We start from the raw sequence: 20,345 nt of genomic DNA, 5'->3' as shown, positions 1-20,345 counted from the left end.
ACCATCGACACTCGATGCCTACCGTGCTCACCATTCAAACAGGTCAGACGCTTCTACGCGTCGCCGTCGGGCATTTCGCCGCCGTGTCGGTGGTACCTGGATACGAGCGACTAGCGTTGGCGCCGTGTTGTCTGCAGTAGCCATCGTGCCGTCGCCCCCAATCCTGGTTCCCGAGTTGACCGGACGCTCTGTCTCGGAAGCGCTCGCGGTTCGAACCGCGACGCTCGAGGCCGGTGTCGTACTGGGTGCGCTCGCGGACCGCTGGATTGCGCTGGGTGTGCACGATGAAACCCGTACCGTTCCTTCGGTCTCACGTGGAAGCTTCGCCGCTTACGGGGTCGATGTGAGAGTTGCGTTCTCACCTGCTGGCGCCACGGCGGAGGTCGATTCGACCATTCCCTTGGCTGCGCTGGTAGCGGGGTGGATTCGGGACCACAGTGCCCCGGACGCGGTTGTCGATGTGCAGCTGGTAGGGCGAGACACGCCACGCGAGAGCTGTGTGAGCATCGGCCGCGCACTCCGAAAGTCGATCGATGACAGCACGGAGCCGTGGGGATTACTGGTGGTGGCAGACGGGTCGACGATGCTGACGGCGAAGGCCCCCGGATCCTTCGACCCACGCGCGGAAGAGGTACAGAAACAGATCGATGATGCGCTGGCACACGCCGATATCGATGCGCTTACCGGGCTCGATCGACAGTTGTGTGCAGGCGTCGGCGTGGAAGGCACTGCTGCGTGGCAGACCCTGGCAGGGATCGTGGGTGAGAGCGAGGTGCGGCCGAGAACACTCTACCGAGGCGCTCCTTTCGGCGTCGGTTATTTCGTCGGTACTTGGGAGTCGTTGTCTGGGGAGTCGTTGTGAGGGTGCCGATTGCCGTGATCGGCCCAACCGCGACGGGGAAGTCCGATCTGGGCCTCGAGCTGGCCGAGGTATTGGACGGTGAGATCGTCAACATCGACGCCATGCAGCAGTACCGCGGAATGGACATCGGTACTGCAAAACTGCCGTTGGACGAGCGGCGCGGCATCGCGCACCATCTGCTCGATGTCCTCGATGTGACCGAGACAGCCACAGTCGCGAGATATCAGGATGCCGCTGCCAGGGAGGTGGACGCCATCCTGTCGCGCGGCCGCGTTCCCATCATCGTCGGAGGTTCGATGATGTACGTCCAATCCTTGCTGGACGAGTGGACGTTCCCGGCCACCGATCCGCAGGTCCGGGTGAAATGGGAGCAGATACTGGCGGACGGCGGAACCGATGCGGTGTATCGAGCGCTCCAAGAGCGAGACCCGGAAGCCGCCGCATCGATCCTGGCCACCGACGGCCGCAGGCTCGTCCGTGCGTTGGAAGTAGTCGAGATCACCGGTAAGCCTTTTGCCGCGTCCGCGCCGAAGATCGGGAAGCCGCGCTGGGGGACGAAACTTCTCGGGGTCGACCGGGACACGACCGAATTGGACGAGCGCATCGCTGCCCGGACGGACCTGATGTTTTCAGCCGGCCTGGTCGGGGAGGTCGAACACCTCGTCGGCGTCGGACTGCGTGAGGGGGTCACTGCTCCGCGCGCGATCGGGTACGCCCAGGTGCTCGAATATCTCGCTGGGGAGTGCGATCTGGATTTCGCGCGCGAGCGGACTTTCATCGGAACTCGTCGTTATGTCCGTCGTCAGCGATCGTGGTTCCGTCGGGATCCGCGCATCGACTGGCTCGACGGCGCCGATCCAGCTCTGCGCGACTCCGCACTGGCCATAGTCGGAGGTTAGGTCGGAGGTTGAAAGCAGCACACCCGTAGACTTCGCGCTATGCATTTCGCCAAGGGGCACGGAACGCAGAACGATTTTCTCGTGCTGCACGATCCGGATGTCGAGATCGAGCTACTTCGTATCCGCGTAGCGGCACTGTGTGATCGCAGACAGGGCCTCGGAGCAGACGGAGTACTGCGGGTCTCACGCGCTGGGCGTCTTCGCGATGCAGGGGTCCTCGACCGCTTGCCCTCGGGCGTCGGACCCACGGACTGGTTCATGGACTACCGAAACGGTGACGGCAGCATCGCCGAGATGTGCGGCAACGGCGTTCGGGTATTTGCGCACTACCTGCGTGCGAACGGCCTCGAATCGAGCGACTGTTTCGTGGTCGGTTCCAGGGCCGGCGCGAGACCGGTCACGGTGCACGCTTTCGATGACACCACCGCGGACGTCACCGTCGGCATGGGCGAAGTCCACTTGATGGGTGCCAGCAGTACGACCCTCGGTGGACGCCGATACGACGGAATCGGAATCGACGTCGGAAATCCCCATCTTGCGTGCGTGGACCCGGCCGCCGACATCACTTCACTACGTTTGCTCGATCTGGCAATACCTCCGGAACTGGACGGCGGTTTCTTCACCGCGGGGGCCAACGTCGAAATCCTTACCCGACTGCAATCCGGTCGCGTCGACATGCGCGTTTACGAGCGCGGCGTAGGGGAGACGCGTTCATGCGGGACCGGCACGGTTGCAGCAGCAGCGGCAGCGTTGTCGTACGAGGGTCTCGATTCCGGTCGAGTGGTGGTAGGTGTGCCAGGCGGCGAAGTGACGGTGTCGATCGACGACGAGGGGGCATCGCTTCGCGGGCCGTCGGTGCTGTTGGCGAACGGCACCATCGATGACCAGTGGTGGCGCGAGCGTGCGTGAATCTCACGTGCATGCGCTGGGGATTTAGTGGATCATTGACGGTGTAGGACCAACACACATCGAATCGATAGCGATTCCGACTCGAGGAATGACGAAATAACGGATTCAGAACAGCAGGATTCAGTGAAGCAGAACCTCACTGAGCAATCCCTCACTGAGCAGCACCCTTCTGAGCAGCACCCTTCTGGGCCGGACATGGCTGAGCGCGACTCCGCTGAGCCTGCCGCCGCGCAGGACGGTGGAGCTGAGCAAAGTTCGTCGTGGACTCGGCAGGAGTCCGATGCCTGGTCGCGTCGACTCGCCCGATCACCGCTCCCCGCTGACGACGAGTCTTCGCCATCCGCTGGTGACATGCAGCTCGAAGAACGTACTGCCTTGCGTCGTGTGGCAGGTTTGTCCACCGAGCTCGAGGACGTCACCGAGGTCGAGTACCGGCAGTTGCGGCTCGAACGAGTCGTCTTGGTCGGCGTGTGGACCAGCGGCACCGCAGCCCAAGCGGAGTCCAGTATGGCCGAGCTGGCTGCGTTGGCCGAAACTGCAGGATCGGAAGTACTGGAAGCGCTCGTTCAGCGACGCGACAAGCCTGATGCGGCGACCTACATCGGTTCCGGTAAGGCCAAAGAGGTCCGCGATGTCGTCGTGGCGACAGGCGCCGATACCGTGGTGTGTGACGGTGAACTGACCCCGGCTCAGCTCAATGCACTGGAGAAGGTCGTCAAGGTCAAGGTCATCGACCGGACGGCGTTGATCCTCGATATCTTCGCTCAACACGCGACCTCGCGCGAGGGCAAGGCGCAGGTGGCGTTCGCACAGATGGAGTACATGCTCCCTCGGCTTCGCGGCTGGGGCGAGTCCATGTCTCGTCAGGCAGGTGGCCGGGCGGGAAGCAATGGCGGGGTAGGACTTCGTGGTCCCGGTGAAACGAAGATCGAAACCGACCGGCGACGCATTCGTGAGCGTATGGCCAAACTTCGCCGTGAGATCAAGGGCATGAAGCAGGCCCGCGACACCAAGCGTGAGCGTCGCCTCGAGAGCACCGTGCCGTCCATCGCGATCGTCGGGTACACGAACGCAGGCAAGTCGAGTGTGCTCAATGCGCTCACCGGTTCGGGCGTGCTGGTACAGAACGCACTGTTCGCCACCCTCGACCCGACCTCTCGCAGGTCGACGCTCGAAGACGGCCGCGCGATCGTGCTTACCGACACGGTCGGATTCGTGCGGCATCTGCCTACCCAGCTGGTGGAAGCCTTCCGTTCGACGTTGGAGGAAGTGACGGACGCCGACCTGTTGCTGCACGTCGTCGACGGTTCCGATCCGCTTCCCGTGGATCAGATCACCGCAGTTCGCGAGGTGATCATGGACGTCGTCAAGGAACGCGAGTCCAAGATGCCGCCGGAACTGATCGTGGTCAACAAGATCGATGCCGCAGATCCGGTGCAGTTGACTCAACTCCGTGGTTTGTTCCCGGGAGCGCGCTTCGTTTCTGCACGGACGGGCGAGGGAATCGAAGAGCTGCGCGATCATCTCGGTGAAGTCCTTGCCTGGCCGGAAGCGCAGGTTGACGTTCTGGTGCCGTACACGCGCGGCGATCTCGTCGCTCGGATCCACACCGAAGGCCGAATCACGCATTCCTCGCACGAGGCCGACGGCACACGCGTCGAGGCTCGGGTGCCTACAGCGCTCGCCTCGGTGCTCGCCGAGTTCGCCGTCGACGCTGCAGTGGCTCCTGCCTGAGTCGATGCGGTCGATTGTGATTGCGGGGGCGCTCTCGTGTGTACTCCTCGGGGCCGCACCAGCGGGTGCGGCACCCGAGGTTCGCAGCGCGCAATTCGAAACATATTGCAGCCCCGTGGATCCGGGCCTCGAAGAGCTTTCCGGTCTGACTTCGATCGACGGTGTGCTCTATGCGATCGGCGACAGCGGTACCGATCATCGGTTGGCTGTCCTCGATGAACAATGTGTAGTCGTGCGTTGGCTCGACGTTCCTGTCGATCCCTACGATGTCGAAGATCTTGCCTCTCACGGTGGACGCCTGTGGCTTTCCGATACCGGGGACAACCGTGCGCGCCGCGACACCATCGCGATCACCGGTATGGATCCCTCGACCGGTGCGGGTGAACTGCATCGTTTGACGTATCCGGACGGACCGCACGACGCGGAGACGCTGCTGATAGAGCCGTCGGGACGGCCGGTCGTGGTGACCAAGGAGCTTTCCGGAGTCAGTGGGATCTACGTCCCTGTCGGTGACACGACCGTCGATCAGTTGTCTTCACCAGGTCCGACGCCACTGCGGAAGGTGGGCGAGTTGGCCTTCGAGCGCACCGCAACTCCCGGTGGTCCGCCCTTCGTTGCTGGTTCGATTTTGGCCACCGGTGGGGCGACCAGTGCTGACGGTACCGTTGTCGCGATCCGAACGTACAACGATCTCTACCTGTTCGGCGTCCACGGCGGCAATATTGTGGAGGCCCTCGGGAGCGACCCCGTCGTTGTCGCGGCGCCCCAGCAGCCCCAGGGTGAGGCGCTTGCCTTCGATTCCGATGGAAACCTACTCGTCGCGTCAGAGGCAGTCTCGTCGGATGCAGCGGCCGGGCCGCTACCCCCTATACAGATGCTTCGTGGTGCAACCGATCTGGTGACCGCCGAACGTACCGATACACAACTCGCGACGGCCGGCACCGAGGCCGAATCGAAGAACCGATGGGTACTCGGTGCGATGGCCGTCGCGGGTGTTCTCGTTATGTTGTCTGTCGCCTACGGCGTCAGGGCTGCACGCCGCCGGTGACGCGGAGGGACGTCAGGCGTCCAGATCGGCGGCGACCAGCGCCACGATCTTGTCGAGTGTTGCCTGATCCTCGCTCTCGACGACTACGTCGGTCCCCTTGGTGGCGCCGAGGGTCATGATCATCAGTGCGGATCCGGCGTCGACCGGCTCCTGGTCTTCCACCGCGAGGGTGACGTCGACGCCTGCTTCGGCAACGGCGTCCGCGATGAGGGCTGCGGGGCGCGCGTGCAGGCCGATGGACGATCCGACGGTGACTGTGGTGCTGGGCATGGAGTGCTCCTTGGTTGTGTGTAGCGGGGGTGGTCGATCAGGCGGTGACGAGATCGGGGTCGAGCTCTGCCTCGGTGGGCGAGTTCTTGCCCTTGACGAACTGCTTCGCTGCGATGACCAGCACTGCCGAGACGATCGTGCCTGCCGCCAGGGCGACCAGGAACCACAGGATGCCGCCGACGGCGAAGAATACGAAGATTCCGCCGTGTGGCGCACTGAGTGTCACGTCCATCGCCATGACCAAAGCGCCTGTGACCGCTCCACCTGCCATCATCGACGGGATGACGCGCAGCGGGTCTGCTGCGGCAAACGGAATGGCGCCCTCGGAGATGAATGCAGCACCGAGGAACCATGCAGCCTTGCCGTTTTCGCGTTCTGCCTCGGTGAAGATCTTGGGGCGGACGGCCGACGCCAGGGCAAGAGCAAGAGGGGGAACCATTCCTGCCGCCATCACTGCGGCCATGATGCGAAGCGACGCGGTGTCGGTGACGGAAAGACCTGCGGTGGCGAACGCGTAAGCAGCTTTGTTGACCGGTCCGCCTAGGTCGAAGCACATCATGAGGCCGAGGATGATGCCGAGGATGATGATCGAGCTGCCGGTCAGACCGTTGAGCCAGTTGGTCAGTCCGCTGGTGATGGCGGCAAGCGGCTTGCCGAGCACGAGGAACATGATGGCGCCGACGATCAACGTGGCGAACAGTGGAATGATGACGACAGGCATGAGACCGCGGAGAACCGTCGGGATCTTCCACCTACTGATCGACAGTGCGACGAAGCCTGCGATCAGACCGCCGACGAGACCACCGATGAAGCCCGCACCGACGAGCACGGCGACAGCGCCTGCCGTGAAGCCCGGCGCAAGACCGGGTCTGTCGGCGATGGCATACGAGATGTAGCCGGCGAGTGCAGGCACCAGGAAGCTGAACGACAACGCGCCGATCTGGAACAGTACTGCGCCGAGATACGCGGTCAGCCCGCCGGTGGGAAGCGAGGTGAGGGAGTTGTTGACGACGATGTCCTCGGCGACATCCTTGATCTCGTATCCACCCAGCAGGAAGCCGAGAGCGATCAGCAGACCACCCGCTGCGACGAACGGAATCATGTAGCTGACGCCGGTCAACAGGATCTGCCGGATGCGTGTGCCCCAGCCCAATTCACCTGCGCCGGTGCTGGCCGATCCCGCTGCTGCCGCAGTTCCGGAAACTCGTGCGGCATCGGGATCTTCGGCGGCACGTAATGCCTCGGTCACCATGACGTCGGGTTCGTTGATCGCGCGCTTGACACCCGAGGATACGACGGGCTTGCCCGCGAATCGTTCTTTGCCCTTGACGCCGACATCGGTGGCGAAGATGACGGCCTCGGCGCTCTCGATCAAAGCCGGATCGAGGGGAGTGCTACCGCTCGATCCCTGCGTCTCCACATGCACGGTGACCCCAGCGCGCTCACCGGCGGCGACGAGAGAGTCAGCAGCCATATAAGTGTGGGCAATCCCGGTAGGACATGCCGTCACCGCCACGATGTGCTTGGCGGCACTAGGGGTGGCCGCCGGGGTCGACGCTTCTGGAACGGAAGTTGCCGCAGCCTTCGCAGGGGTCTTTGCCGCCGGGTTGATGACGCCGTCTACCAGTGCGACGATGTCGGCCGGCGAAGGTGCGTCCCGAAGCGCGGTGACGAACTCTGGCTTGACCAGGGCGCGAGCCAGACTGGAGAGCAGCTTCATATGGGCTGAGCCGGCACCCGCGGGGGCGGCGATCAGAAACACCAGGTCTGCAGGACCGTCGGGTGCTCCGAAGTCGACCTTGGGATCGAGCCGTGCGAAACCGAGGGATGCCGAGGTGACTGCCTCTGAACGGCAGTGTGGGATGGCGATCCCGCCTGGTAAGCCGGTAGCGGACTGAGCCTCGCGAGCCAGGGCCGCTTCGCGGAGCGGGGCCGCGTCGGTCGCACGACCGGCTGTGGCGAGTAGCTCCGAGAGTCGTTCGATGACAGCATCTTTGGAGGCGCCGAGATCGGCATCGAGGAGGATGAGCTCCTCCGCGATGATCGCGGGATCACTGGTTGGTGTGGACATGACTTCGCTCCTAGGAGTGTGTCGACGAACGGGTGGGGGATGAGGTCGGGGGGATAGTCGAGCTGGTGGGCGGTGAATCGAGCGCCCGCACTGTCACCGATTCAGGGCGAGCTTGTTCCGGTGTCGGCAACGTCGTGCCGGGCAGAGCGGTAGCTGCTGTGCCGTAGGCAACGGCTCGGCGGAGTTTGTCCGCACCCGAGCATCGTTCGATATCGGCCAAAATGTAGCCGGCAAGCGATGAATCGCCCGCCCCCACGGTGCTGAGGGCCTCGATCCGAGGTGGGGTCGCGAACCATGCGCCCTCGGCGGAGACGAGTACCGCTCCCGCGCTACCGAGCGTCGCGAGTACCGCACCGACTCCACGATCAAGGAGTATCCGGCAGGCGGTGACCGTGGCCGTCGGATCGCCCGCCGCCGCAGCGCGTTCCAATTCTTCGGCATTCGCTCCGGTGAGTTGAGCCAGCTCCTCGGAGTTCGGCTTCACCACGTCCGGAGCCGAACCGGGGAACGAAGCAGCGAGCGCGAGGAGCGGCGCGTCGGAAGTATCGACCGCTACCTTCGACTGTGTATTGCGCAGCGCCCGCACGATGCTTGCGTACCAGTCGGTGGGGATGCCGGGCGGAAGCGATCCGGACAGTACGACCCATGCGGCGTCCCGGCCCAGATCGAGAACGGCATCGAACAATTCCTGCCGAGTGTTTACGGTCAGGGTTGCCCCAGGTTCGTTGATCTTGGTCGTTGTTCCACCAGGTTCGCTGATGGTGATGTTGGTTCGAGCCGGTCCGCTCGTCGGTACAGCGCAGTAACGGACGTCTTTCGCCTCCAACGCAGCGAGGAGCGGATCCGTCGGCGCTGCAGGTAGGACGGCCATCGCCTGCACACCGGACGAGGTCAGGACCCGGGCCACGTTGACCCCCTTTCCGCCCGGATCGCTGACCGATGCCCGCGCTCGATACACCCCGCCGCGGACGAGTTCGGAGTCCAGCACGACTGTCCGGTCGATGCTCGGATTGGCTGTCAGTGTGACGATCATGCGATCACGACCTCGATTCCGTTGTCGGTCAAACTTTTACGATCCGTTTCGTCGATCTCGTCGTCGGTTATCAGAACGTCGATGTTGTCCAGGCGACCGAAGCTGACGAGGTGCTCGCGGCCGATCTTGGATGAATCCGACAGCACGACGACATGGTTGGCGGTGCGCACCATCGCTCGTTTCACGGCGGCCTCGTCACTGTCGGGCGTGGACAACCCGTGCCCCACACTGAGTGCGTTGGTCCCGATGAATGCCACATCGACGCGCAGCCATTCCAACGCCGACAACGCTTCCTCGCCCACGGCGGCCTGTGTCGTACCGCGGACTCGACCGCCGAGAACGCGAAGACTCACCCCCGACAGTGGTGCGACCCGAGCAGCAATGGGAACCGAATTGGTGATGAGTGTCAGCTCGCGGTCGTTGCTGAGAAGGGCGGCGAGTCGACCGGTGGTGGTTCCTGCATCGAACACGGCGCTACCCCCGTTGAGCGGGAGGTAGGCAAGAGCTGCGACCGCTATTGCGTCCTTCTGCTCGGCCCGCGTGTACTCACGCTCGCCGACGCCCGGTTCGGTGGCGGTCAAGGCCGATGCCGGTACTGCTCCACCGTGGACCCTTCGGACAACCCCGAGGCGGTCGAGGACGGCAAGGTCGCGTCGAACGGTCTCGGTCGTCACGCCGTATGTGGTCGACAGATCTGAAACGGAGACTCGACCGCGGTTGCTGATCACCTCGGCGATTGCTTGCTGGCGCTCTTCTGCGTACACCTGCGCCTCCCTCCGAACTATTGTTGGTTTATGTTGTTTTACGCCCGTATGTGTTGACATGTCAAGAGCAAAGAGTAATCTCAGTCACATCAGTAGTAGATCTACGAGCTAGACCACACTTGTTCCAGAAACCGAGGAGGACGCATGGCGGGATCGCTTCGAGCCGATACACGAGAAGGTGCCACGGCTGCAGGAGAAGCCCTGACGCTGTCGGGCTCGTCGGTTCTGCATGGAACACCGGTAGTCCCGGGTGTCGGATACGGCCCGGTCATCCGCCCGGGCAAGCGTCCTGACGTCCCCGTCGACACAACTGTCGTCGACGAGGCGGAGCGAGGAACCGAACTCGAACGTTTCCGTTCGAGCGCGGCGAATGTTTCGGCGAGACTGCGTGCCCGTGCGGAACTGGCCACCGGAGCAGCGTCGGAAGTGCTCTCGGCAAATGCGGCGATGGCCCAGGATCGAGGCTGGATTGGCGCCGCCGAGAAACTCATCGCGAAGGGCGCTCTCGCAACTTCGGCAACAGTCGCCGCAACCGAGCAGTTCATCGCCATGTTCACCAAGCTCGGCGGACTGATGGCCGAGCGGGTGACCGACCTGCGTGACATCCGCGACCGCGTTATCGCCGAGATACTGGGGATTTCCGAGCCTGGGGTTCCGACTCCCGAGACGCCCTCTGTGCTCTTCGCCGACGATTTGGCGCCTGCCGACACGGCGGGACTCGATGCGGGTCTGGTTCTCGCACTGGCAACATCGCTCGGTGGACCGACAAGTCACACCGCGATCATTGCGCGCCAGCTCGGTATCCCGTGCGTCGTGGCGGTCACGGGGCTCGACGACGTTACCGAAGGTGCTCGCGCTCTGGTGAACGGAATAACCGGCGATATCGTGCTCGAGCCCGATGCGACCCTCGCGAGAGCCTCGGTGGACTCGGCTCGAGACGAATTGGATCGGGTGTCCCAATGGACAGGGCCCGGAGTCACAGCCGACGGCCACCGAGTCGACATCCTTGCCAACGTTCAGGACGGCGCGGGAGCTCGCGCAGCGAGGAAGACGGCCGCCGACGGGATCGGACTCTTTCGCACCGAATTGTGCTTCCTGGACCGCGACTCGGAACCTACCGTCGATGAGCAGGCCGAAATCTACGGTCAAGTGCTCGATGCGTTCGCCGGACACAAGGTTGTCGTTCGTACCCTCGACGCCGGATCGGACAAGCCCTTGCGCTTCGCCAATCATCCGGACGAGGCCAACCCTGCACTGGGTATTCGTGGCATCCGAATCGCTGAGCAGGACAGAGGAATTCTCTATCGTCAGCTCGACGGGATCGCTGCGGCCGCTGCGGCCACCAATTCGAGTCCTTGGGTGATGGCCCCCATGATTGCCACCGCGGCCGAAGCGGCTGCATTCGCCGCCGACGTCCGCGAGAGGGGCCTGACTCCGGGCGTCATGATCGAGGTCCCGGCCGCGGCGTTGCTCGCCGAGCACATTCTCGAGCATGTGGAGTTTCTGTCGATCGGAACGAACGATCTGGCGCAGTACACAATGGCCGCCGATCGGATGTCCTCCCAACTCGCATCGCTGACCGATCCGTGGCAGCCGGCGGTCATCGCGCTGGTCGCTCACACCGCGAAGGCCGGTATGGCCGTGGGCAAGCCGGTTGGAGTATGCGGCGAGGCCGCCGCCGACCCACTGTTGGCGTGCGTCCTGGTGGGCCTGGGTGTCACGTCACTGTCCGCTGCGTCTGCCGCAGTCGCACACGTAGGGGCGAAATTGTCCACGGTCACGCTCGAGCAGTGCCAGCGCGCGGCCGCGGTCGCGTCGAAGACCGACAGTGCCACGGCGGCACGCGAGGCGGCAGCGTCGATCCTGAACGAGTGACGAAGCGGCAGGCCCTAGGATTCGAACCCGTGAGAAGACAATTCGGATGGACCCTGCACGGCAACGGCAAGAACGTCGAGGCAGGGGCAGTTGTGGCACCGGACCAGCGCCTGTCGTGGCCGCGAACCGTGGGTATCGGTATGCAGCACGTCATCGCCATGTTCGGCGCCACGTTGCTCGTTCCGACGGTAACCGGATTTCCCGTCACCACGACCCTGTTGTTCTCGGGCATCGGTACCGCGTTGTTCCTCGTGATCACGCGGGGGCGCATCCCCAGCTATCTCGGATCCTCGTTCGCTTTCATCGCACCACTCAGTGCGGCACAGGCGAGCGGCCCCGCCGCGCAACTCGGCGCCGTCATGTCCGTGGGCGTCGTGCTGACACTCGTCGGATTGGTCGTCAAGTTCGCGGGCGGACGACTCATCGAAGCGGTGATGCCTCCCGTCGTCACAGGTGCGGTCGTCGTTCTCATCGGACTCAACCTCGCTCCCGCAGCGACGTCGTCGTTCGAGGCGCAGCCACTCGTGGCCGCGGTGACTCTCGCGGCGATCCTCCTGGTGACCGTCGCAGGCCCGGGACTGCTCGGACGCCTCGGAATCCTTGTCGGAGTCATCGTCGGATGGGTTTTCGCTGCTGTGTCAGGGCAGATCTCGGACGTCAAACTCGACGCGATGCGCGTTGCGGAGTGGATCGGTATTCCCGAATTCCGTGGACCGACGTTCGAATTGTCCGTCGTACTCATCGCACTACCCGTCGTCATCGTTCTCGTGGCCGAGAACGTCGGCCACGTCAAAGCAGTGTCGGCAATGACGGGTAAGAAACTCGACGACCTCGCCGGAGACGCACTCATCGCAGATGGATTGGCGACGACGCTGGCAGGTGCTGCGGGTGGCTCGGGCACGACGACCTACGCCGAGAACATCGGCGTGATGGCGGCGACCCGCGTGTACTCGACCGCGGCCTACTGGGTGGCCGCGGTGACGGCAGTCGTGCTCGCGTTCTCGCCGAAATTCGGCGCGTTGGTATTCACGGTCCCGGACGGAGTCATCGGTGGCGCGACACTGGTTCTGTACGGACTGATCGGGCTGCTGGGTGTGCGGATCTGGTCGGACAGCAAAGTCGACTTCACAGATCCCGTCAACCTCGTTGTCGTTGCTGCTGCCATCGTTGCCGGCATCGGCGATCTGACGCTGACGGTTGGGTCGGTGGAACTCGGCGGTATCGCCTGGGGATCGGTCGGAATCTTGGTCGGCTATCCCGTGCTGCGCGCCCTTTCTCGCACACAGCGCCGATAGCGGCACTACCTTCGGTCACCGATTCCGCGCGGCTCGGTCATCGACCGTGTGACCAATTCGGCCGTAGGCTCGAATCACGTCAGTTCACCGGCGGTGACCCATTGTGCCGCCGGTTGGCAATTCGAAGGAGACCGAAGTGGAACGCACGATATTCGATTCCGAGCACGACATGTTTCGCGAGTCGTACCGCAAGTTCCTCGACCAACACGTTGCGCCGAACCACTCCAAGTGGGAAGAGCAGAATCTCGTCGATCGTTGGGTGTGGGTAGAAGCTGGAAAGCAAGGATTCCTCGGCACCGACGTGCCGGAGGAGTACGGCGGCGGCGGTGTCAAGGACTTCCGCTACAACGCCATCGTCACCGAGGAAACCACCCGCGGCGGTTACAGCGGAATCGGATTCACGCTGCACAACGACGTCGTCGCGCCATACCTCATCAATCTGACGAACGAAGAACAGAAGCAGCGTTGGTTACCCGGATTCAGTTCCGGTGAGTTGATCACCGCGATCGCGATGACCGAACCCGGTACCGGTAGCGATCTGCAGGGAATCAAGACCAAGGCCGTTCGCGATGGTGACGAATGGGTCCTCAACGGGTCCAAGACCTTCATCACCAACGGAATCAATGCCGACCTCGTCATCGTCGTAGCCTGCACCGACCCCGACAAGGGTGCGCAGGGATTCAGCTTGCTCGTCGTCGAGCGCGACATGCCCGGTTTCGAACGCGGACGCAATCTCGACAAGATCGGGATGAAGGCGCAGGACACAGCCGAACTCAGCTTCACCGACGTCCGCGTGCCCGCCGCGAACCTTCTGGGTGAGGAGGGGATGGGCTTCATCTACCTGATGCAGAACCTGCCTCAGGAACGACTGTCCATTGCGGTCGTCGCAGCAGCCGCCATGGAGTCGGCGCTCGACATGACAATTCAGTACTGCCGTGATCGCAAGGCCTTCGGTAAGTCCATCGGCAAATTCCAGAACACACGATTCGTGCTGGCGGAGTTGGCAACCGAGACGACGGCCTCACGGATCATGGTCGACAAATTCATCGAACTGCTCAACGACGGCAAGCTGACAGTTCAGGAAGCCGCTATGGCCAAGTGGTGGACCACCGAGAACCAGGTGCGTCTCATCGACCGCTGCCTGCAACTGCATGGCGGATACGGATACATGAAGGAATACCCGATCGCCAAGGCCTACATGGACTCTCGGGTGCAGACAATCTACGGCGGAACGACCGAGATCATGAAGGAAATCATCGGGCGGGGACTGAATCTCTAGTACTCACCTCTCGATCGATACAGCGAAGGGCCGCAACCTCGAAACCTGAAGTTGCGGCCCTTCGCTCTACGAACTCGCTGATCAGAGCTTGCGCATGACCGTGACAACCTTGCCGAGGATAGCTGCGTCATTGCCCGGGATCGGTTCGAACAACGGGTTGTGCGGCAAGAGCCACACCTCACCCTTGGTGCGCTTGAATGTCTTCACCGTGGCTTCGCCATCGATCATGGCCGCAACGATGTCGCCGTTGTCGGCGACACTCTGCTGCCGAACCACCACCCAGTCGCCATCGCAGATCGCTGCTTCGATCATCGACTCGCCGACCACTCTCAACAGGAACAGGGAACCCTGGCCGACCAGTTCGCGGGGGAGAGGGAAAACGTCTTCGACCGCCTGCTCGGCAAGAATCGGACCGCCGGCAGCGATTCGTCCCAGTACCGGAACGAACGTCGGAGTCGGCAGCTGATCCTCCGCAGGCGCCGAGCCGTCGGCTACGGCTGCTGCGTGGTCTGCCTGAACCTCGTCGAGTCCGCGGACATCCACTGCGCGTGGGCGGTTCGGATCACGTCGGAGGAAGCCTTTGCGCTCCAGCGTGCGAAGTTGATGAGCGACCGACGAGGTCGACGTCAACCCGACCGCATCCCCGATCTCCCGGATGCTCGGCGGATAACCACGCTCGGTCACCGAAGCTCTGATGACCTCGAGAACCTTGCGTTGACGTTCGGTCAGGCCTGCATTGATGTCGGTGCCCTCACCTTCGAATGCCTTCGCCGTCGGCACCGAAGGCGCCTTGGCGGTTGTGGCGGTAGTCTTGGCAGCCTGCGCTGTGACCTTTCCACCGGTGGCACTTCCGCGCGTCTTTGCGCTCACTGACGTAGTCTTCGTCTTCCCGCTCGCCTTGCCCGTGGCTTTCGGTGACCCTGACGAGGTCTCTTCTTTCATTCGTGCATCCTCCTGCATCGCCTTCCCCTGCCGGGCATCTCGTGTGATCGAGTGGCCCGAACGCGTGGTGTGGATGTGACGTGTGGTTTCTGACACGAATCTAGCCCGAAAACCCTGTTCGATCAAACATCTGTTCGATCCGTGTCGCAACTTCTGCTGACATTGTCCGACTCGCGTGATAGAACTTCGAACAAGCGTTCATCGAACGCCTGATCGAATAGAGGTGAAAATCGCGTCGGTCGCGAGCATCACCACGGTCGATCTGTACACCGCAGTGGAGGTTCCGATGAGCATCACTACAGAGCGCCGCAGTGCTCTCACCAGTCGCGCAGTAGCAGGTCGGGGTACAGACGGTCGCGATACCCTCGATCGCACAATGCGCTCGGCCTCGTCCGTCCGCACTTCTCGCCCGCGCACGTCTTGCGCGTCACTCGACCGTCGACGCTACCTTCACGCTCTCGCGCAACAGGACCGCGGCAACCGGGTCATCGATCACAGCTCCGCCGATCACAGCTTCGACGACGAGGCGCCGCGTCAGACACTGTCGTGGACCGCCACGGTCGCGGGTGTGCTGATCACAGCCATTGTTCTTCTGGGCTTGGTAGGGCTTGCGAATCTACGCGCCGGATATCTCGACGGCGGTTCAGCGGGTGCTGTCACGGTCGTGGAGCACGGTGGATTCGTCGGTACTGCGGGTCAGGATGTCTTCACGGCCACCGACTCGGGCCAGTGATGCAGCGATGCCTCAAGTGCTCCTCGGTGATCGAGCCAGGTACGCGGCACTGGGCTCGATAGGACTCCGAGTATCCTCGGTACCTGCACCTCTTGCGCTACCAACGAGATGGTGTGACGGCTACGACGGAGGCTCCAACATGCATTGCCCGTTCTGCAAGCACCCCGACTCCCGAGTGGTCGACTCCCGCGAGGCGGACGAAGGTCAGGCGATCCGTCGTCGTCGCTCATGCCCGGAGTGTGGACGCCGCTTCACCACAGTGGAGACCGCTGTTCTGGCTGTCGTGAAGCGCAGCGGAGTCACCGAGCCCTTCAGTCGGGAGAAAGTAGTACGAGGCGTCCGTCGTGCCTGCCAGGGCCGCGATGTCGACAACGACGCACTGAATCTGTTGGCTCAGCAGGTCGAGGATGCAGTTCGTGCATCCGGATCGGCCGAGATCCCAAGCAACGAGGTCGGATTGGCTATTCTCGGTCCGCTTCGCGATCTCGACGAGGTTGCGTATCTACGGTTCGCGTCAGTGTACAAGTCCTTCAGTTCGGCCGAGGACTTCGAGAAAGAAATTCAGGACCTTCGCCAGCAGCGACAGTCAGCTGTCACTGTCGACTGAAGAACGCGTGCGCTCGACGGGCGTGAATCGGTCGACGCGAGGCCTCACTGTTGGCTTACGGCCTGGATTGCTTTCGTAATCCTCTTTTCCGATATCGGGTACGCCGTACGAATTCCTTGCGCGAAAAGTTGAATTCGTAACTCCTCGATCATCCAGAAGATCTCCTGCACTGGTTTGCTCTGCTGTCGGGCTTCAGGAAGCGACTTCAGCAGTCGGTCGTATGCCTCGTAGACTCGATCGAGTGCGTTCATTCCGGTTTCGTCCCGGTTCGCGCTGCTGGGTAGTGAGCCGAGTCGCCGAGTAGCGGCCGTGAGGTACCGGGGAATTTCAGCGAGCCTGGCAGAGCCGAATTCGAATACGAAGCCATTGAAGACCAGACCGGCTAGTTGCTCGCGAACGTCATCGGCGGTTTCGCCGCCTGCTCGTTCGAGTGCGGCTCGAAGCTCCACGGCCGCAGTCAGAATCGGTCGAATCAGTGCAAGGACCCGAGACGTGCGTTCGGTTACCTCGGCATTCACCGACTTGACCAGAGCTTCGAATTCTTGCGGCGAGCGGACGGGACCGCCGTGCGCACTCATCGACTCGTCGATCGCCGTCGTGCGGCAGTCCTCGAGTAGTGCTTCGATGCTGCCGTACGGATTCTGCCCGAGTGCGATTCTTTCCTTTGTCGGAATTCCAGCGATGAGTGCCTTTGTGCCGCGCGGTGCACGCTCGCTCAACAGAGCCCTGGTTCCGTTGCGCATTGCGGCACGCTGCTGGGCGAGTGTGCTCAGTACCCGGACCGCGACGCCACCGGTTTCCGGAACGAGTGCGGGATATCCGGTGACTCGTTGGCCACCGACAGAACGTGAGACGGTCTCCTCGAGAGTTCCCAGAGTCGAGGACGTCCATGCCAGCGTTGCCGCTCGCTCGGCTTGACCGACGGCACTGGCGACTTCGCGGTTCACTCGCGGTGACAGGGTCTGTCGGAGGGCAGTCAGGTTCTTGTTCGACCCGAGTACGTCTCCGTTGATATCCACTGCGACAAACGTCATCCGGAGATGGTCGGGGAGCTCGGAAACCTGAAAGTCTGCCGGATCGATCCGGCATGAACCCAACCGTGAGAGCTCACGGGCCAGCGCGGTGAGAACGGGTTCCGATCTCGGCTTCATCGCCGTCAGTGCGGCGGCGGCAAAGTCGGGAGCGGGCACCACGTTGCGTCGTAAAGTCTTGGGCAGCAGTTTGATCAGTGTGCTGATGAGTTCCGCTCGCATGCCCGGGACCAGCCAGTCGAATCCGACCGGTTGAACCTGCGCGAGCAGGGCGATCGGGATGCGGGCGCTGACTCCGTCGGCGGCGGAACCTGGCTCGAACTGATAGGTCAGCGGAAACTGGACCTCGCCTTGGCGCCACGCATCGGGATACTCCCCACCCAGTACGGATGCAGCGTCGGGATTGACGACGGTCGATGCTGTGAAGTCGAGGAGATCCGGCGTCGTGCGCCTCGTCTTCTTCCACCACGTGTCGAAGTGGCGAGCGGAAACGGCTTCCGCACCGATTCTGGAGTCGTAGAACTCGAAGAGTGCATCGTCGTCGACCACGATGTCGCGACGGCGGGCCCGATTCTCGAGCTCGCCGACGTCGTCGAGCAGTGCGCGGTTCTTGTGAAAGAACGGATGCTGCGTCGTCCACTCGCCCTGCACCAGTGCATGTCTGATGAACAGCTCGCGCGAGACTTCGGCGTCGATGCTGTGGTATCCGACAGGTCGGCCGGTTACGAGGGGAAGCCCGTACAGGGTGACGCGCTCGTATGCCATGGCCGATTGGCGTTTGGTGGACCAATGTGGCTCGGAATAGGTGCGTTTGACTAGATGTGGGGCGAGTCGTTCGGCCCACTCGGGTTCGATTCGGGCCGCCATGCGGCCCCACAGACGTCCGGTCTCGACCAGTTCGGCCGCCATCACCCAGCGTGGAGGCTTCTTGAACAGCCCGGAGCCGGGGAATATCGCAAAGTGGGTTCCGCGGGCACCCAGGAACTCGCGTTTGTCACCTTCTTTGACTCCGATATGCGAAAGGAGGCCGGCCAGGAGCGCCTGATGCAACGAATCGTGCGAGCTCGGCGCGTCGGGCACAGTCCAGCCGAGACCCCTGGTGATCTGACGTAGTTGACCGTGCAGGTCCTGCCATTCGCGCACACGGAGGTAGTGCAGGAATTCGTTTCGGCACATTCTTCGAAACTGGTTCGACGACAGGTCGTTTCGTTGGTCGCGGAGGTATTCCCACAGTGCTGTGTACGACAGGAAGTCCGAGTTCGGAGCCGTGAATCTTGCATGCTGCTCATCGGCTGCTTGCTGGTGTTCTGCTGGACGTTCGCGAACGTCCTGGATGGACATGGCCGAGACGACGACGAGAGCGTCGGCGAGCGCGCCCGTCTTGTTCGCTTCTACGAGCATGCGGGCCATGCGCGGATCGACTGGAAGTTGAGCCAGCTCGCGCCCGATCGGCGTGAGTTCGGACTCGCCGGTATTCGAGGACGGCTTCAAAGCCCCCAACTCTTCGAGCAAACCGATTCCGTCGCGAATGCTGCGCGGATCGGGCGGCTCGACAAAGGGGAATGCGTCGATCTTGCCCAGGCCGAGGGAAGTCATTTGCAGGATTACCGAAGCGAGGTTGGTGCGGAGGATCTCCGGTTCGGTGAACGGTGGCCGTGCCTCGAAGTCGTCTTCGGAGTACAGACGGATGCAGATTCCGTCGGCCACACGGCCACATCTACCTGCCCGCTGTCGGGCCGATGCTTGCGAAATCGGCTCGATAGGGAGTCGCTGGACTTTGGTGCGCAACGAGTACCGCGAGATGCGCGCGGTACCGGGGTCGACGACGTATCTGATCCCGGGGACCGTCAGTGACGTCTCGGCGACGTTGGTCGAGAGAACGACGCGACGGCCGGTGTGTGAGGAGAACACGCGGTGCTGCTCATCGGCGGACAGGCGCGCATACAGGGGTACGACCTCGGTGTTGCGTAGCTGCCGATCGCGCAATGCATCGGCCGTATCGCGGATTTCGCGTTCACCGGAGAGGAAGACGAGAATGTCGCCTTCACCTTCGGCCATGAGTTCGTCGACGGCATCGCATGTTGCGTCGACGGGATCTCGGTCGACTGTCGTCTCGCCTGCGTCGACCGTCAGCGGGCGGTACCGCATCTCCACGGGGAACGTGCGTCCGGACACTTCGATGATGGGGGCCGGTACACCGTCCCGGGCGAAGTGCTGGGCGAATCGTTCCGGATCGATCGTTGCGGAGGTGATGATCACCTTCAGATCGGGCCGGCGGGGGAGTAGCTGAGCGAGGTAGCCGAGGATGAAGTCGATATTGAGACTTCGTTCGTGAGCCTCGTCGATGATGAGTGTGTCGTACTGCCGGAGCATCCGGTCTCGTTGAATCTCGGCCAAGAGAATTCCATCGGTCATCAGCTTGACCAGGGTCGAGTCCGAGGATTGATCGGTGAATCTGACCTTGTAGCCGACAGATTGTCCGAGGGTCTCGCCCACCTCCTCGGCGATGCGCTCGGCAACCGTTCTGGCAGCGAGTCGACGGGGTTGGGTGTGGCCGATGGATCCTCGGATCCCACGGCCTAGTTCGAGACAGATCTTGGGAATCTGTGTCGTTTTGCCCGATCCGGTTTCCCCGGCGACGATCACGACCTGATGTTGCTCGATCGCGGCGGCGATGTCGTCCTTGCGGCGGCTGACCGGAAGCGCCTCGGGATACTCGATCGTCGGAACCGCGGCACGCCGATTCGCGATCAGAGTCTCGGCGCGAACGATCTCGGGTTCGGTCGCTGCCAGGGCATCGTCGGTGCGGGCACGTTCGAGCTTGCGTCGTAGGCGGTGGGCGTCGCGCACGGAGACCGACGAAAGTCGGGCGGTCAGGGTGCGTCTGAGACTCGGAGACGGGGATGTTGATGTGGACATGCTGCCCACCAGGGTATCTGCCCGGTTGCTCGAGAGCTGGACTGCCCGACCCAAACGCAGGCAAATCACTGCCG

Annotated in this window: 16 protein-coding genes; 10 read left to right on the top strand and 6 right to left on the bottom strand. The window is 62.9% G+C overall.

The features are described 5' to 3' along the window. Positions 1-124: 124 nt before the first annotated feature. The 5 genes from ABIB36_RS10085 (at position 125) to ABIB36_RS10065 (ending at position 5,452) form a co-directional block, all read left to right on the top strand. Positions 125-862: a class III extradiol dioxygenase subunit B-like domain-containing protein gene (locus ABIB36_RS10085; RefSeq protein WP_179142415.1), complete on the top strand. Its 738-nt coding sequence runs from the start codon at positions 125-127 to the stop codon at positions 860-862. After that, positions 859-1,761, top strand: coding sequence for a tRNA (adenosine(37)-N6)-dimethylallyltransferase MiaA (miaA, locus tag ABIB36_RS10080; RefSeq protein WP_084348696.1), 903 nt, complete (start codon positions 859-861; stop codon positions 1,759-1,761). The genes ABIB36_RS10085 and miaA overlap by 4 nt, the downstream gene beginning before the upstream one ends. A 39-nt stretch (positions 1,762-1,800) precedes the next feature. Then, positions 1,801-2,670 (top strand): diaminopimelate epimerase, encoded by an 870-nt coding sequence (dapF, locus tag ABIB36_RS10075; protein ID WP_084348697.1) that lies wholly within the window; start codon positions 1,801-1,803, stop codon positions 2,668-2,670. Positions 2,671-3,021: 351 nt separating this feature from the next. Beyond that, positions 3,022-4,404 carry a GTPase HflX gene (gene hflX, locus ABIB36_RS10070; RefSeq protein WP_502944889.1) on the top strand — a complete coding sequence of 461 codons (1,383 nt, stop codon included), beginning with the start codon at positions 3,022-3,024 and terminating at the stop codon, positions 4,402-4,404. A gap of 115 nt (positions 4,405-4,519) precedes the next feature. Beyond that, the gene (locus ABIB36_RS10065; protein WP_354559619.1) at positions 4,520-5,452 is read left to right on the top strand and encodes a hypothetical protein; all 933 of its coding nucleotides are present in this window, start codon (positions 4,520-4,522) and stop codon (positions 5,450-5,452) included. A 12-nt stretch (positions 5,453-5,464) separates the two neighbouring features. On the opposite strand, the gene ABIB36_RS10060 is transcribed toward ABIB36_RS10065, so the two are convergent. The 4 genes from ABIB36_RS10060 to ABIB36_RS10045 are packed head-to-tail and all read right to left on the bottom strand — an operon-like array spanning position 5,465 to position 9,590. Further along, a complete protein-coding gene (locus ABIB36_RS10060) occupies positions 5,465-5,722 on the bottom strand; it encodes an HPr family phosphocarrier protein (RefSeq protein ID WP_084348700.1) in 258 nt (85 codons plus the stop codon). A gap of 37 nt (positions 5,723-5,759) precedes the next feature. After that, positions 5,760-7,793, bottom strand: coding sequence for a PTS fructose transporter subunit IIABC (locus ABIB36_RS10055; protein WP_084348701.1), 2,034 nt, complete (start codon positions 7,791-7,793; stop codon positions 5,760-5,762). A 10-nt stretch (positions 7,794-7,803) separates the two neighbouring features. After that, on the bottom strand, positions 7,804-8,826 hold the full coding sequence (locus ABIB36_RS10050) for a 1-phosphofructokinase family hexose kinase (RefSeq protein WP_084348702.1): 1,023 nt from the start codon (positions 8,824-8,826) through the stop codon (positions 7,804-7,806). Next, on the bottom strand, positions 8,823-9,590 hold the full coding sequence (locus ABIB36_RS10045) for a DeoR/GlpR family DNA-binding transcription regulator (RefSeq protein ID WP_084348703.1): 768 nt from the start codon (positions 9,588-9,590) through the stop codon (positions 8,823-8,825). Before ABIB36_RS10045 ends, ABIB36_RS10050 begins: the two co-directional genes overlap by 4 nt. Before the next feature lie 144 nt (positions 9,591-9,734). Here ABIB36_RS10045 and ptsP point away from each other — a divergent pair, with 144 nt between their 5' ends. The 3 genes from ptsP to ABIB36_RS10030 all read left to right on the top strand — a co-directional run bounded on the left by ptsP (position 9,735) and on the right by ABIB36_RS10030 (position 14,039). Beyond that, positions 9,735-11,465, top strand: coding sequence for a phosphoenolpyruvate--protein phosphotransferase (gene ptsP / locus ABIB36_RS10040; RefSeq protein WP_084348704.1), 1,731 nt, complete (start codon positions 9,735-9,737; stop codon positions 11,463-11,465). A gap of 29 nt (positions 11,466-11,494) precedes the next feature. Next, the gene (locus tag ABIB36_RS10035) at positions 11,495-12,760 is read left to right on the top strand and encodes a uracil-xanthine permease family protein (RefSeq protein ID WP_354559623.1); all 1,266 of its coding nucleotides are present in this window, start codon (positions 11,495-11,497) and stop codon (positions 12,758-12,760) included. A gap of 136 nt (positions 12,761-12,896) precedes the next feature. Continuing rightward, positions 12,897-14,039, top strand: coding sequence for an acyl-CoA dehydrogenase family protein (locus ABIB36_RS10030; protein ID WP_084348972.1), 1,143 nt, complete (start codon positions 12,897-12,899; stop codon positions 14,037-14,039). An 81-nt stretch (positions 14,040-14,120) separates the two neighbouring features. Here the strand turns inward: ABIB36_RS10030 and lexA are convergent, their stop codons facing one another. Continuing rightward, positions 14,121-14,819 (bottom strand): transcriptional repressor LexA, encoded by a 699-nt coding sequence (gene lexA / locus ABIB36_RS10025; protein ID WP_084348973.1) that lies wholly within the window; start codon positions 14,817-14,819, stop codon positions 14,121-14,123. Between the two features lie 385 nt (positions 14,820-15,204). On the opposite strand from lexA, the gene ABIB36_RS10020 reads away from it, so the two are divergent. Together ABIB36_RS10020 and nrdR are read left to right on the top strand one after the other, a co-directional pair. Further along, complete coding sequence (locus tag ABIB36_RS10020) at positions 15,205-15,714, top strand: hypothetical protein (protein WP_354571565.1); 510 nt, start codon at positions 15,205-15,207, stop codon at positions 15,712-15,714. A 139-nt stretch (positions 15,715-15,853) separates the two neighbouring features. Further along, the gene (gene nrdR / locus ABIB36_RS10015) at positions 15,854-16,321 is read left to right on the top strand and encodes a transcriptional regulator NrdR (RefSeq protein ID WP_084348706.1); all 468 of its coding nucleotides are present in this window, start codon (positions 15,854-15,856) and stop codon (positions 16,319-16,321) included. Between the two features lie 44 nt (positions 16,322-16,365). On the opposite strand, the gene hrpA is transcribed toward nrdR, so the two are convergent. After that, a complete protein-coding gene (gene hrpA / locus ABIB36_RS10010; protein ID WP_354559629.1) occupies positions 16,366-20,271 on the bottom strand; it encodes an ATP-dependent RNA helicase HrpA in 3,906 nt (1,301 codons plus the stop codon). Positions 20,272-20,345: the final 74 nt, after the last annotated feature.

The sequence above is a fragment of the Rhodococcus sp. UYP9 genome (assembly GCF_040547235.1).
Classification (GTDB): domain Bacteria; phylum Actinomycetota; class Actinomycetes; order Mycobacteriales; family Mycobacteriaceae; genus Rhodococcoides.
The sequence above is the reverse complement of the archived record's forward strand: the minus strand, read 5'-3'. Positions and strand labels throughout refer to the sequence as shown.

What these genes read in the sequence shown, in the direction of transcription:
- hflX (WP_502944889.1), top strand. Translation starts at nt 3,022, where the DNA reads ATGCAGCTCGAAGAACGTACTGCCTTGCGTCGTGTGGCAGGTTTGTCC.
- ABIB36_RS10050 (WP_084348702.1), bottom strand. Translation starts at nt 8,826, where the DNA reads ATGATCGTCACACTGACAGCCAATCCGAGCATCGACCGGACAGTCGTG.
- ABIB36_RS10055 (WP_084348701.1), bottom strand. Translation starts at nt 7,793, where the DNA reads ATGTCCACACCAACCAGTGATCCCGCGATCATCGCGGAGGAGCTCATC.
- ABIB36_RS10060 (WP_084348700.1), bottom strand. Translation starts at nt 5,722, where the DNA reads ATGCCCAGCACCACAGTCACCGTCGGATCGTCCATCGGCCTGCACGCG.
- ptsP (WP_084348704.1), top strand. Translation starts at nt 9,735, where the DNA reads ATGGCGGGATCGCTTCGAGCCGATACACGAGAAGGTGCCACGGCTGCA.
- nrdR (WP_084348706.1), top strand. Translation starts at nt 15,854, where the DNA reads ATGCATTGCCCGTTCTGCAAGCACCCCGACTCCCGAGTGGTCGACTCC.
- dapF (WP_084348697.1), top strand. Translation starts at nt 1,801, where the DNA reads ATGCATTTCGCCAAGGGGCACGGAACGCAGAACGATTTTCTCGTGCTG.
- hrpA (WP_354559629.1), bottom strand. Translation starts at nt 20,271, where the DNA reads ATGTCCACATCAACATCCCCGTCTCCGAGTCTCAGACGCACCCTGACC.